We start from the raw sequence: 14,050 nt of genomic DNA, 5'->3' as shown, positions 1-14,050 counted from the left end.
AACTCAACAAAATCCATGGAATCCACTAAATCCGCAGAATCCAAACCCCTCAGTGCCTTCCGCACGTGGCGTGCCCATATGCGCGCCGACCATCCGAGGCTCTGGCATCCGATCCGCATGGCCGTCGCGGTCATCACCATATGGTGGATACTGTTCTGTCTGGTGCTCGCCCCACCTGGCAATCCCGCGGCGACCGTCTGGACCGTCATCGAAATCGCAGCGCTGCTGCTGTCGACGTTCTTCCCGAAATCGATGTCACTGCTGTTCCTGGTCATGGCCGAATCGGGGCCTTGGCTCATATCCGGAGCCGACGTCAATTCGTTGCCGGGAATCCTCTACGCGTTCGGCATGCTCGCCTACGAAACCAACAATCTTGTGGCATTGCTGCTGCTCGCCTATTCCATAGCCGACCAATTGTTCTGCCAATTGGTCCTTCACATGAATGGCTCCAATCCCGTATCCATCATCGCCATGATCGGCCTGATATTGATGCTCGGATGCGCCTTGCGATGGAATGAGACCATGGCCGTCAGCCGCATGGAGGCGGAGCAGACGAAGACGCGATTACGTGAGATGGAAAGCCGCGCCCATATCGCGGAAGCCATACACGACGCCGTGACGGGAGATCTGTCCGCCGCGGCTTTCGTGGCGCAGCGTCGCATCGACGTATTGTCCGGCAGGAATGGCCGCGGAAGCGATGGCAATGGTGCGGACGGAAGCGCCGACAAGGACGGCGGAGCAGACGGCACGACGGCGAACGGCGGCAAAGACGTGGCCGAAAAACGGGAAGAACTCGACAAATGGGAGCAAGTCAACGATTACATCCTGTCCGCTTTGACCAACGTGCATCGCGTCATCGACGAACTGGATATGGACGTCACCGTTCTTGAGGAGGACGCGGATGGCAAGGCCTTTTCCGACCTGCTCAAAACCACGATGGCCGATGGAGACAGACGTCTGCGCTCGCTCGGATTCGACATCACCTCGATTCTCCATGTGGCGGGCGGTGCGCCGAGCGCATCCCCGAGCCTGGCCGGAATCGCCAATGATCTGCTTCGCGAGACCTACGCCAACATCGCACGTCACGCCCAGCCCGGCAGCAAGGCGGATCTGTCGGTGATACTCAAGCCGAACGCCGTCGAGATCACGCAGATCAACCGGACGAGGACCACCGAAACGGATCGCACGCGTCCGGGAGGCCACGGCCTCGCGTACTTCAGCAAACAACTCGAATCGCATGGCGGCAAACTCGAAACGACGCTTCGCGACTGCGAATGGACGCTGTTCGCCTACCTGCCGATTCCGGTGCCTGAAAACCTGCCGCCCCTTGCCGGGCGTCTCAAATCGTGACCAGATCGTGACCAGTCCCACAGGCCGCGAAGCCCGCAAGGGTGCTACGCAGATGTGGTACACCCTTACTTGCAGGGGTGTTCGCAGCCGTCCTATCTTCCCTATTGAGAAGGGATACGCGTCTCCCCGCGATTCGACGGATACTTGGCAGTCCGTGGAATCGCAGGGGGACGCGTTCTTTTTTTCTTTTGGTTTTATCGGGACGTTTCTGGTTTTTGCCGGAGTGCCGTCAGGCCAGCGCTTCGGCGAGGAAATCGCGTTGCAACAGCAGCAGGTTGCGTGCCACCGTCTCGTCGTTGGTCATATGCGTGATGCCGTTGAGCGGCAGGAACGTGTGCTTGCGCCCCGCGGCCATCAGCGCCTGGCTCAATCGCAGACTGTTGGCGATCGTCACGTTGTCGTCGGCGAAACCATGGATGAGCATGAGCGGTCGGCTGAGCTTCGGCGCGTCCGCGATGATGCTGTTGCGTTCGTACGTGGCCGGGTCGAGTCCCAGATACCGTTCGGTGTAGTGCGTGTCGTACAGCGTCCAGTCGGTCGGCGGAGCGCCCGCGCAAGCGGCGGCGAACGTGTCGGGCGCGTCCAGCACGGCGAGCGCGGACAGGAAGCCGCCGTACGACCAGCCGATCATCGCCACGCGGCCGAGGTCGGGTTTCGGCATGGAGACGCCGGTTTCGGCGGCGATTTCGGCCATTGCACCGGGCAGCGCATGCACGGCGTCGACCTGGTCGGCGAGCGTCACGGCTTTCATGTCCAGATAAATCTCACGGTCCCAACGCGGTCCGCGGCCGGTGGTGCCGCGTCCGTCGGCGGTGACCACGATGTAGCCTTGGTCGGCCCACCATTGCGCGTCCCAGTAGAACGATTGGCTTTCCACGACCTGCTGGAATCCCGGGCCGCCGTACGGCTTCATGAGTACCGGCAGGGTGTCGGCCCGCGCGTATGCGCTGTTTTCGGACGGCAGGATGATCGCCGTGTGCAGCTTGCGTTCGCCGAGGCGGGCGAATCGCACGTTCGGCGTGAAGCCGGGGACCTCGGCATGGTTTTCGATCGGCGCGACCACCATCGACATCACTTCCGCGCCGCCGTCGCTATCGGTGCGCACGTTCATGCAATGCTGCATCTGCGACCGCGCGTCGTCCATGCCACGGCCGGTCACCACGCAACCGTCGCCGGCGCGGGACATCGTCCATTGTCCGGGCGTGTAGGTGAGCGGCTCCCAGCTGCCGTCGTAGCGGATCGAGACCACGTCGAAGCTGCGCGCGTCATGTCCGTCCGCGTTGGATTGCCACAGGAACGGCAGTTCGTCGGCGGGCAACAGTTCCGGCGTGCGCTGCACCACGCACAGCACATCGTCGTCGGTCACGTCGAGCACCTCGCGCACCTGCAGTCCGGCCGGGGTGAAGGCCTTGCCATCCACGGTGAGACGGTTCGTGTCGGCGTCCATGTCGTTCATCGCGCAGACCAGGCGGCCGTCAGGCGTGTATGCGGGGGTGCCTGCGATCAGGTCGAGCCAACGGTCGTTATGGTGTTCCTCAAGCACGCGCGTGGTACCGGGCTCCTCGCCGGGAGCGTATTCGGGAATGGCGATGGAGAAGGTCTCCACTTCGTCGCCGTCCTCGTCGGTGAAGCCGTTTTCCGGCGTGCTCATGGTGACGACCGGGTCGCCCACACGCACGGCGAGCACCTGGTCGTGCTGCTGGAGCCGGTCCTGCACGAGCAGCAGCGGCTCATGACCGGTCGTCCAGCTGACGGCCGCGAGATATTCGTACGATTCACGGTCCCAGTCCACGTTGTGCGCGATGCCGCCGTAGTAGCAGCCATCCGCGTCGTAGCCGAGTTCCAGCAGGGTGAGATGCACGTCGGCATTCGCCGTCATCGCCTGCGGATAGCGACGTCCCTGCGCGGGTTTCGTCGGGTCGGCGGGGTCGGCGATGTACCAGGTCCGCTCGTGGGAGGCATCGAAGGTTTCGAACAACACGTATTTGGAGTCGGGCGACCACCAGAAGCCGTCGTAACGGTCCATTTCCTCGCCGGCGGCGAATTCGGCGAGGCCGATCTTCCATTCGCCGGCCGGTGCGCCATCCGTTCCGTCAGTTGTTCCGTCGGATTGCGAGACGGAAGCCACCACGGACACCGCGTCGCCGTCATCCGCGTCTTCAGCAAGGTCGACATCCACCAGATACGTGCCGGTCGTGTACATGATGTGCCGTCCGTCGGGGCTGACGCGCGGATTGAGCACCGGCTTGAATTCCGGTTCGTCGATGGCGATGGCGCGCGTCGCACCGGCGGCGATGTCGGTCAGGAACAGTCCGCCGTTGATAGTGAACGCAACGCGTTTGCCGGCGGCGTCGACGGAATATCCGACGATTCCGGAACCGCCTTCGCGCGCACGTTCGCGTCTGGCCTTCTCCTCGGCCGGCACATCCTCGGCATCGGCGTCGGCAAGCAGCGTACGCGGGTCGGCGAGCAGGATTTCATTGGATTCGCCATCCTCGCCGATCACGCTCATCCACAGTGATGTGACGGTGTCCTCCGGACCGTCCGACCGCAGGAACAGCGCGCGCGAGCCGTCGCCGATCACGCGTGCGGAACGCGGCGCTCCGCAAGTGAATCGCAAAGTGCGCGCCTTCAACGCTGGAAATTCATCAATCGCATTAACCATGCCTTCCAATCTACCGACGATCGGGACCGTCCCTTCGTCGGCGGTTCGAAAGCCGTCCGATACGCCGACGGACGGAACCGTTCCGCCGACGAAAGGTTGGATACCACCCCTTTACATGGAATTTTTGCAAGCAAGTCCTTGTTGAATTGGCTCTCGGCACGCCAAAGCGTAGGATAGGCAAAGACAGAAAGGGACAAGTATGAGTGTTCTCGACCGATTTGAGAAGAGCGTGGAAGGCGCCGTCAACGGGGTTTTCGCCAAATTCGGGTCCAAGGACCTGAAGCCCGTCGACCTTTCCAGCGCTCTGGAACGCGAGATCGACAAAGAGGCCATGCCCGTCACGCGCGACCGTACCGTAGCCCCGAACGAATATCGTTTCAAACTCAGCACTCCGGATTTCAACAACATCGTCGAATGGGGTGCGGAGACTCTTGCCAACGAACTTGCCGACAACCTCACCCAGTACGCGAAAAGCCAGAACTACGCGTTCGTCGGCCCGGTCGTGGTGATCTTCGAAGAGGACCTTGAGCTTACCAAGGGCGATTACCGGCTTTCCAGCGAATCCGTGCAGGGCAACACCGTGCCGGTCACCACCGATGCGCAGACCGAGGATTGCCCGATGCTGGAGATCGGCGAGCATCAGTATCTGCTTACCGAAGACAAGACCATCATCGGCCGCGGTTCCGACTGCGACATCGTCATCGACGATCCGGGCATTTCCCGCCGTCATATGGAGATCGACATCACCGACAACGGCAACACCGTCATCGCACGGGACCTGGGCTCAACCAACGGCATGTACGTCGAAGGCCATCACGTCGAGGCGGCGACGCTGCTCGACGGCAACACGATCACCATCGGCCGAACCCGCATCCTGTATTGGGCTTCTTCGCAGGATCAGGAGTAACCGACCCCAACCCGGGGAGCCGCCTTTATGCTCACTGAATTAACGTTTGCGATCCTCAAGTACGGGTTCCTCGTACTGCTCTGGATTTTCGTCGCCTGCACGGTGCGTTCGCTGTACAGGGACGTCGAGATTCTCAGCCCGCGCAAGTCGCGGGCCCATCGTCGTAAGGAACGCGCCGCGCGCAAGGCCGTGGAATCGCCCGCGCCCGTGGCCGTCTCCGCACCTGCGTCCAACGCCGCCGCAAGTGCCAAGCCAACGCTTCTGGTCGTCATCGATGGTCCTCTTGCCGGCAGTTCCGTCCCTTTGACCGGCAACACCATCACGCTTGGCCGCGCGGCTTCGAACACCGTGGTGCTGGATGACGAATTCGTCTCCTCGCACCACGCCCGCGTCTACACCGATCCCGCCACCGGCCGCTGGGCCATCGAGGATCTGGGCTCCACCAACGGCACCATTGTCAACCATCAACGTTTGAACGCGCCGATGATCCTCGGTTCGCGCGTACCGGTTCGCATCGGCGCGACCACCTTCGAATTGAGGTGACCGTCGTGCCGACTTCCGCCGCTTCACAGCAATTGTTCATGTATTCCACGGTCGTCTCGGACGTGGGTACCGTACGTTCCAACAACCAGGATTCCGCCTTCGCAGGCGAACATCTCATCGCCATCTGCGACGGCATGGGTGGTCACGCCGGCGGTGACACCGCCTCCACCATTGCCATCCGATCGCTGGCCCATATCGAGCAGGACGACGTCGAAGGAGACGTGCAGGCGATCTCCCATATGATGGCGACCTCCGTCATGGCCGCGCATGACGCGATCGTCGGCAAAGCCAAGCGTGAACGCCGTCTCGCCGGCATGGGCACTACGGTCACGTCCGTGGCACTGGTGGCCGGATGCTGGGTTTTGGCGCATATCGGCGATTCCCGCGCATACCTGTTGCACGACGGCCATCTGATCCGCATGACGAGCGACCACAGCTACGTGCAGCATCTCATCGACACCGGTCGCATCAGCGAGGCCGAGGCACGCAATCATCCGCAACGCAATGTGGTGATGCGGGTGCTGGGCGATTTCGATATCGATTCACGTCCCGACATCGCCATCCGCAAGGCGGATCCCGGCGACCGCTGGCTGCTGTGCTCCGACGGCCTGTGCGGCGTATTGGAGGATTCCACGATCGAGGAGGTGCTGTCCACCTGCTCCGATCAAGAGGAATGCGCGCAGCAGCTCGTGTCGATGGCCCTGCGCGCGGGAAGCACCGACAACGTCACCGCGGTAATCGCCGACGCGACGCTCGCGCTCGACGCGGATGCGTTCGACCTGCCGCACCAGACCCCGCTCGTCGGCGGCGCGGCCAGCGCGAGCCTCGAACCTATCGCGGACATCGTCAACGAGCCGGTCGCCACCGCGCCGCCTCTGCGGGAAGGCAAGCAGTCCCCGGCGGCACGTGCGGCCGCGCTTCGCAACGGCAAGGACCCCAAAGAGGAAACGAAACAGCCGGAACAGCGCGTCGCGCAACCATCCTCGGTCCGTGAAGACAACGGCGACCGCACCAATCCCGACACCGGGGAGATTCCGGTCGTGCAGAAGCGCAACGGGCGCATCTCCGCCGATCCGAACGATCCAGAAGTGGCCAAGGCGATTCGCAACGAACATCTTGAGGAACGCAAGACGAAACGTTCCCGCAAATTCCGCAACCGGATCATCGCCGTACTCGTCACCATCGTGATGCTGCTCGGCATTGCCGCGGTGGGCGCGGGCACCTATCGCTGGAGCCAGACCAAGTACTACATCGGCGACGACCACGGCACGGTGACGATTTTCCAAGGCGTGCCGACGAGCATTTTCAACCTCAGACTGTCGCATGCCGTCACGGCCACCACCATGAAGACGAGCGAATTGCCGCCAAGCTGGCGCGAACAGCTCGCCCAAGGCATCTCCTTCGACACTTACGACGAGGCGAAAAGCCATACGCGTCTGATCAAGAAGCAGCTCCGGCAACAGCAGGAAGCCGAACAGAAGAAGCAAGAGGAGGCGCAGGCCGCCAAGAAGAAGCAGGAGGAGGAAGCGCAGAAGCAGAAACAGCAGGAAGAGGCCGCCAAGAAGGCCGAGCAGGCCAAGAAAACGGACGGTGACAAATCATGATTGCTACGCGCTTGAAGCAATTCGGAATGCTGGCGTTCAGCATGCTGCTGTGCGCCGTGGCGTTCTTCCAGATGTTCGAGCGCACCACGAACGGCTTCCCACAGGACTATCTGTGGATGCTTGCCTTCGTGGGAGCGTTGTTCCTGACCTCCTGGGGCCTGCTGCTGCGATTCCAGCCTTACGCCAACCAGTCGATCATGTGCTGTGTGATGGTGCTGACGGGCATCGGCGTCATGATGATCGCGCGCATCGACCAGGATACGAAGACCTCGGTGGCGTTCCGCCAGTTGATATGGCTGTCGATCGCACTGGTACTGGCCAACCTGCTTATCGTGTTCATGAAGGACTACCGCGTGCTGCGGCGGTTCTCGTACGTCAGCATGATCATCGGCATCGTGCTGCTGCTGTCGCCGATGATTCCGGGACTCGGCTCCGAACAGTACGGCGCACGCATCTGGGTGAAGATCCCAGGCCTGGGCTCGTTCCAGCCAAGCGAATTCGCCAAACTGTTCCTGGCGTTCTTCTTCGCCTCGTATCTGTTCGACCATCGCGACCAGCTCGCCGTCGGCGGCAAGAAGGTCCTCGGCCTCCAGCTGCCCCGCATCAAAGACATGGGGCCAATCATCGTGGTGTGGATCGTGTCCATGGGCGTGCTGATCGTGCAGCATGATCTCGGCACGTCGCTGATGTTCTTCGCCATGTTCGTGTCCATGCTGTACGTGGCCACCGGGCGCAAAAGCTGGATCGTCATTGGCTTCATCGCCTTCGCCGTGGGCGCGGTGGCGGCGGCGAACATCTTCAGCCACGTCGGCGCACGTGTGGACGCCTGGCTACATCCGTTCGACGCAGCGCAGTACAACAAGGAATACGGCGGCTCGTACCAGCTCGTCACCGGCATTTTCGGTCTGGCTTCCGGCGGTTTGATGGGTACCGGCCTCGGTCAGGGCCATCCGTCGATCACGCCGATCGCCAATTCCGATTACATTTACGCGGCTTTGGGCGAGGAACTGGGATTGACTGGCCTGATGGCCATTCTGATGCTGTATCTGCTGATCATCGCCGCCGGCATGATCACGGCGATGAAGATTAAGGATGGTTTCGGCAAGCTGCTCGCATCCGGTCTGGTGTTCACCATGGCGTTCCAGGTGTTCACCGTGGTCGGCGGCATCACGCTGGTCATTCCGTTGACCGGCCTGACCTTGCCGTATATGGCCGCCGGCGGATCGTCGCTGATCGCGAACTACATGCTGGCCGCACTGCTGATCGTGATCTCCAATTGCGCGAACAAGCCGGAATCGGAACTCGACAACGACACGTTCCAGCAGGAGGCCGTCAAGGCGCTGCGCGAACGCGAACGGACCCGCCGTGCCGAAATCAAGCAGACACGACAGACCGTCTCGACCCCGCATGAGGCAACGGATCCTCATCTAATCCAGCAGGCCACGGAAATCGTGGAGCCAGCCACCCGCGACCTGCCCATCCCACGGCAAGGAGCATCACATGAATAAATCGCTCCGCCAGCTGTTCACCATCGTGGTGGCGTTGTTCGTCATCCTGGGCATGTCCACCACCATCATCACGGCCATCCGCGCCAACCAGCTCAACAACGACGCGCGCAACGTCCGATCGCTGTACCACGAATACGGCACCCCGCGAGGCTCCATCCTCGCCTCGGACGGATCGGTCATCGCAAAATCCGATCCTTCCAACGATTCGTTCTCGTATCAGCGTTCCTACTCCAATGGCATGCTGTACGCGCCCGTCACCGGGTTCTTCTCCATCAGCCAGCGCGGCTGGAATGGTGTCGAGGCGTCCCGCAGCGCACTGCTGTCCGGCCAATCGGAGCAGCTCGTCTGGCAGCGGTTCAAATCGCTGTTCACCGGGCAGGAGAACAAGGGCGCCAATATCGAGACGTCCATCGATCCGAAGATCCAGCAGGCCGCATACAACGGTCTGGCCAATTCGGACGGCGCCGCGGTGGCCATCGAACCGAAGACCGGCCGCATACTCGCCATGGTCAGCACGCCCAGCTACGACCCGAACCAGCTGGCCAGCCATGACATGAGCGAGGCGAACAGCAACTACAGCACGCTGTCGCAAAGCGTTTCCAATCCGATGCTCAACCGCGCCACGTCTCAGCTGTATCCGCCGGGATCCACGTTCAAGACGGTCGTGGCCGCGGCCGCGCTGGAAAGCGGCCAGTACCAGACCGACACCCAGATTCCTGCCGGCGCGAGCTACACGCTTCCGGGCACCGTCACGCAACTGACGAACGCCACCCCCCAAGCCAACGGTTCCGACAACAAGATCACGTTGGAGGACGCCATGGCGTATTCCTCCAACACCGCGTTCGCCCAGCTTGGCGTGGCCTTGGGCGATGACGCTGTCTCGTCCATGGCCAAGAAGCTCGGCTTCGACAATCCGATCACCGTGGACGGTTCCAACTACACCGGCACGCCATGGGTGTCGGTCACCTCGAAGTTCCCCACCGACGTCAACGACGACAAGCTCGCGTTGGCCTCGATCGGCCAGGGAGACACCGTAGTGACCCCGTTGCAGAACGCCATGGTGGCCGCCGCAGTGGCCAACGACGGCAAGCTCATGCAGCCGACGCTGGTCGATCGTGTGCGTTCGGCCGATCTGTCGGTCATCTCGCAGACCAAGCCGACGGTCATGTCCCGCGCGTTCAGCGCGGACACCGCCAACAAGCTCACGCAGATGATGGAGGCCGTGGTCACCAAGGAGAACCCGAACCTCGCCATCGACGGCGTGCAGGTGGCCGTGAAGACCGGCACCGCGCAGATCGGCGACGGCAACTCGGCCATCGATGGATGGGTCATCGGCTTCGCTCCCGCAGACGATCCGAAGATCGCGGTGGCGGTCGTGGTGCACAATGTTGATTTGTATGGCTCGTTCGCCGCGGGTCCGATTATGAAAGCCATGATGCAGGAGGCGCTGGCAGAATGAAACTGATTAAAGGACAGCTCATCCACCGACGCTACCGGTTGGATTCCCGTCTCGCCCAAGGCGGCATGGGCGAGGTCTGGAAAGGCTATGACATCCAGCTCGGCCGTCCGGTGGCCATCAAGGCGCTACGCGGCGACCTGGGCGTCACCCAGGAGGCAAAGCTGCTCCGACTGCGTGCGGAAGCCCATAATTCCGCCAATCTTGCGCACCCGAACATCGCAGCGCTGTTCGAATACTACGAGCATGACGGCATCGGCTTCCTCATCATGGAATACGTGCCATCGAAGTCGCTCGCCGACCTGTATCACGAACAGAACGGCCCGATGGAGCCGACCAAGCTGCTGCCCATCCTCATCCAAACCGCCCGAGGCCTTTTCGTGGCGCATTCCCATGGTGTGATCCACCGCGACGTGAAGCCGGCGAACATCATGGTCTCCGATTCCGGCGAGGTGAAGATCACCGATTTCGGCGTCTCCTACTCCACCAACCAGGAGCAGATCACGCAGGACGGCATGGTGGTGGGCACCGCGCAGTACATCTCCCCGGAGCAGGCGCAAGGCAAGCATGCCACGCCGCAATCCGATATCTATTCGTTGGGCGTCGTCGCATACGAGGGCCTGTGCGGACACCGTCCGTTCACGGGCGCGACTCCGGTCGACATCGCAGCGGCGCACGTCAACAATCCGGTTCCGCCGCTGCCCGACACCATCGATGTGCAGCTGCGCGAATTCGTCATGTCAATGCTGGCCAAGGATCCGCTGGACCGTCCGAAGGACGCGCTGGTGGTGTCCCGCACCCTGTCCCGCATCGAACGCCGTCTGCTGGACCAGCAGACGCAGATGGCCGACACGATGATCGTGTCCTCGGGGGGAAGGCTTCCCCGCCGCGTGGTCAGCAAACCCCATATCTCCGTGAGCAATGATTGGAAGGAACAGGGATGAACATCAACATGCCCACCTCTTTGGCTGGAGGCCGTTATCAGCTCGGCCAGCTCGTCGGCCGTGGCGGCATGGCCGAAGTGCATGTGGCGACCGACACACGTTTGGGGCGCACCGTAGCCGTCAAGATCATGCGCGCCGATTTCGCCACCGACAGCATCTTCCTTGAACGTTTCCGCCGCGAAGCCCACTCCGTCGCCCAGATGAACAATCCGAACATCGTGAACATCTACGATTCGGGCGAGGAAGCCGTCACCACGGAGACCGGCGAAGTCGAGCATCTGCCATATCTGGTGATGGAATACGTCAAGGGCCAGACCCTGCGCGACATCCTCAAGGTGAATGGCGCGTTGAGCCAGCGCGACGCCGAGCAGGTGATGATGGGCGTGCTCAACGCGCTCGAATACTCGCACCGCATGGGCATCATCCACCGGGACATCAAGCCCGGCAACATCATGATTTCCGAGCAGGGCGTGGTCAAGGTCATGGACTTCGGCATCGCCCGAGCCATCGACGATTCCGCGGCGACCATGACGCAGTCGCAGGGCGTCGTCGGCACCGCGCAATACCTGTCTCCGGAGCAGGCTCGAGGCGAAAGCGTAGACATGCGCTCCGACCTGTATTCCGCCGGCTGCGTGCTGTACGAAATGCTTACCGGAAGGCCGCCGTTCACCGGCGATTCCGCGGTGGCGATCGCCTACCAGCACGTATCGGAAGTGGCCACTCCGCCGAGCACGATCGTGCCGGGTCTGCCGAAGATGTGGGATTCGATCTGCGCGAAGGCGATGGCCAAGGATCGGCAGAACCGTTATGCCACCGCCTCCGAATTCAAGAACGATCTGATGACGTTCATGAACGGCGGTGTGCCGATGGCGGCCGCGTTCAATCCTCTGACCGATCTGACCAATATGAAGGCCCGCAAGCAGGCCGAGATGGACGCCAACACCGTGGCCATGACCCCCGCCACGGAAACCACCGCCACGCAGGCGTTCAATCCGGTCACGGGCCAGTTCGAGGCAGTGCCGAATCTGAACGCGGCCCTCGCCACGAAAACCCGCACCGAACAACGCGCCAAAGAGGCGCAGGAGCGCAAAAAGAAGAAGATCATCATCGCTTCCGTGGTCGGTGGCATCGTTGCGCTGCTGGCCATCATTGGCATCGTCTTCATGCTCAACGGCCACAAGAAGACCGAAGACACGGTGTCGGTACCCGACTTCACCACCACATCGAACATCTCCGAAGCCCGCGTGGAGGAGCAGCTCAAGGCCCTCGATTTGAAGCTCGACGCCCGCGAGGACACCACGTCCAGCCAGCCGAAGGGCACCATCACCAAGCAGAATCCGAAGGGCGGCAAGAAGGTGGCAAAGGGCTCCACCGTCACCGTGTGGTTCTCCACCGGTCCGCAATCGGTGTCCGTGCCGGACGTGTCCAAGCACACCCAGGAGGAGGCCAAGGAAATCCTCGAGGCGGCCGGCTTCAAGGTGGGCAACGTCACGACCATAGACAGCGCCACCGTGGCCAAGGACAGGGTCGTGAAAACCAATCCCGCGGCACGTTCGAGGCAGACCAAGGGCACCATCATCTCGTTGTACATCTCGTCCGGTCTGACCCAGATCCCCAGCCTGGTTGGGCAGCCCAAGGACACCGCCGTTGAACGGCTTAATGAGGCAAGCTTCACGCAGATCACCATCGAAAGCGAATCCTCCGATACCGTGCCCGCAGGCTCCGTGACGCGCGTCGATCCCGGCGAGGGCAGCACCGTCGAAGCCGGCTCCCCGGTGACCATCTGGGTGTCCACCGGAAAGCAGCAGGTCAATGTACTGAATGTGGTCGGCATGAGCTGCGTGGACGCGAAGGCACTGCTGGAAAGCGTCGGCCTGAAGGTGTCCGTTTCCGGCCCTACGGACGGCCTGGTGACCGGCATGAGCCCGAACGGCGGTAGCAAGGCCGACGCCGGCACCACCATCACGCTGACCACCAAGAGCCAGTCCACCGGCAGCGATGACGACGACAACAACAATAACGGTGACGACAACGGCAATGGCAATGGCAACAACAACCAGCAGCAGCAACAGCAAAACGGCAACGGCAATTAGCCAGCCGACTGACCGGTGATATGAAAAGGGAGCGGTTCAACACCGCTCCCTTTTCATATGCCCTCCTTATGCCTTCATATGCCCGCGAATCGTCGCCGACGAGGATCCGCGGATAACCGTATAGGAAAGGAGCCGTCATATTCCGTTCGAGACCGTAAGCTTGGCCGAACGGCCTTGAGTGTGTCGCGAATGGAATATGCCGGCTCCTTTACGGACCTATTGCCACAGATCTACTGCCGTCCGCGCCGTCGCCGAATCGGCGGAAACTACTTGATCACCTTCGGCTGCAATCCGATCGACCGCTCCACCGCCGAGTCCTGTCCGCACACCTTCAGCCAATTCGCCAGCAGACGGTAGCCGTCCTGCGTCATCACGGATTCCGGATGGAACTGGACTGCATACATCGGCTTGCTGCGGTGCTTGATGCCCTGCACGATGTGATCGCCCTGCGTCCACGCGGTCACCACCAACTCGTCCGGCACGGAATCCGGTTCCACGGCCAGGGAATGGTAGCGCGTGGCGGTCATCGGATTGGCCACGCCTTCGAAAATCTCGTCGTCGATATGCTCCACCTGGCTGGTCTTGCCATGCATGATGGTCGGCGCATGGCTCACGGTGGCGCCGAACACCTCGGCGAGCGCCTGCATGCCGAGGCACACGCCGAACATCGGCTTGTTCAGCTTCGCGCACAGACGGATCATGTCCTCGCTGGCGCCCGATTCGGACGGGGCTCCGGGGCCCGGGGAGATCAGCACGCCGTCGTAGTCGTCGATCACGCCCGGCTGGGACGGGTCTATCGCATCGTTGCGCACCACGGTCACGGTGGCGCCGAGCGTCTTCACGTAGCCGACGATCGTATAGACGAACGAATCGTAATTGTCTACCACCAAAATGCGTGCGGAATCGGTCATCTTGCTCCAATCAACGTTTGAACAGCAGTGTACGTGCGTGGCGGGCCGCCGCGCCGTCCGCGTCTCACG

At 62.0% G+C, this 14,050-nt stretch carries 10 protein-coding genes; 8 read left to right on the top strand and 2 right to left on the bottom strand.

Annotation, left to right across the window (positions count from 1 at the left end):
* Positions 1-15 precede the first annotated feature (15 nt).
* A complete protein-coding gene (locus AC1ATL_RS00305; RefSeq protein WP_476567608.1) occupies positions 16-1,350 on the top strand; it encodes a sensor histidine kinase in 1,335 nt (444 codons plus the stop codon).
* 229 nt (positions 1,351-1,579) lie between these two features.
* Here AC1ATL_RS00305 and AC1ATL_RS00300 read toward each other — a convergent pair whose 3' ends face one another.
* Positions 1,580-4,015 carry a S9 family peptidase gene (locus AC1ATL_RS00300; protein WP_476567606.1) on the bottom strand — a complete coding sequence of 812 codons (2,436 nt, stop codon included), beginning with the start codon at positions 4,013-4,015 and terminating at the stop codon, positions 1,580-1,582.
* 199 nt (positions 4,016-4,214) lie between these two features.
* Between AC1ATL_RS00300 and AC1ATL_RS00295 the strand changes: the two genes are divergently transcribed.
* The 7 genes from AC1ATL_RS00295 to pknB are packed head-to-tail and all read left to right on the top strand — an operon-like array spanning position 4,215 to position 13,070.
* Positions 4,215-4,922 (top strand): FhaA domain-containing protein, encoded by a 708-nt coding sequence (locus AC1ATL_RS00295; protein WP_026646684.1) that lies wholly within the window; start codon positions 4,215-4,217, stop codon positions 4,920-4,922.
* 27 nt (positions 4,923-4,949) lie between these two features.
* Positions 4,950-5,465, top strand: a complete 516-nt coding sequence (locus AC1ATL_RS00290) for an FHA domain-containing protein FhaB/FipA (RefSeq protein WP_476567603.1) — start codon at positions 4,950-4,952, stop codon at positions 5,463-5,465.
* Between the two features lie 5 nt (positions 5,466-5,470).
* Positions 5,471-7,069 carry a PP2C family protein-serine/threonine phosphatase gene (locus AC1ATL_RS00285; protein ID WP_432623298.1) on the top strand — a complete coding sequence of 533 codons (1,599 nt, stop codon included), beginning with the start codon at positions 5,471-5,473 and terminating at the stop codon, positions 7,067-7,069.
* Positions 7,066-8,577, top strand: coding sequence for an FtsW/RodA/SpoVE family cell cycle protein (locus tag AC1ATL_RS00280; protein WP_476567601.1), 1,512 nt, complete (start codon positions 7,066-7,068; stop codon positions 8,575-8,577). Before AC1ATL_RS00285 ends, AC1ATL_RS00280 begins: the two co-directional genes overlap by 4 nt.
* Entirely contained in the window at positions 8,570-10,036 is a 1,467-nt protein-coding gene (locus tag AC1ATL_RS00275) for a peptidoglycan D,D-transpeptidase FtsI family protein (protein ID WP_432623294.1), read from the top strand. Before AC1ATL_RS00280 ends, AC1ATL_RS00275 begins: the two co-directional genes overlap by 8 nt.
* The gene (locus AC1ATL_RS00270; RefSeq protein ID WP_476567598.1) at positions 10,033-10,977 is read left to right on the top strand and encodes a serine/threonine-protein kinase; all 945 of its coding nucleotides are present in this window, start codon (positions 10,033-10,035) and stop codon (positions 10,975-10,977) included. Before AC1ATL_RS00275 ends, AC1ATL_RS00270 begins: the two co-directional genes overlap by 4 nt.
* Positions 10,974-13,070, top strand: a complete 2,097-nt coding sequence (pknB, locus tag AC1ATL_RS00265; protein WP_476567596.1) for a Stk1 family PASTA domain-containing Ser/Thr kinase — start codon at positions 10,974-10,976, stop codon at positions 13,068-13,070. Before AC1ATL_RS00270 ends, pknB begins: the two co-directional genes overlap by 4 nt.
* A 266-nt stretch (positions 13,071-13,336) precedes the next feature.
* Here the strand turns inward: pknB and AC1ATL_RS00260 are convergent, their stop codons facing one another.
* Complete coding sequence (locus AC1ATL_RS00260) at positions 13,337-13,981, bottom strand: anthranilate synthase component II (protein WP_026646678.1); 645 nt, start codon at positions 13,979-13,981, stop codon at positions 13,337-13,339.
* Positions 13,982-14,050 lie beyond the last annotated feature (69 nt).

It is taken from the genome of Bifidobacterium sp. LH_743, from assembly GCF_056355775.1.
Note: the sequence above shows the minus strand (reverse complement) of the source record. Positions and strands in the feature narration are given on the sequence as shown.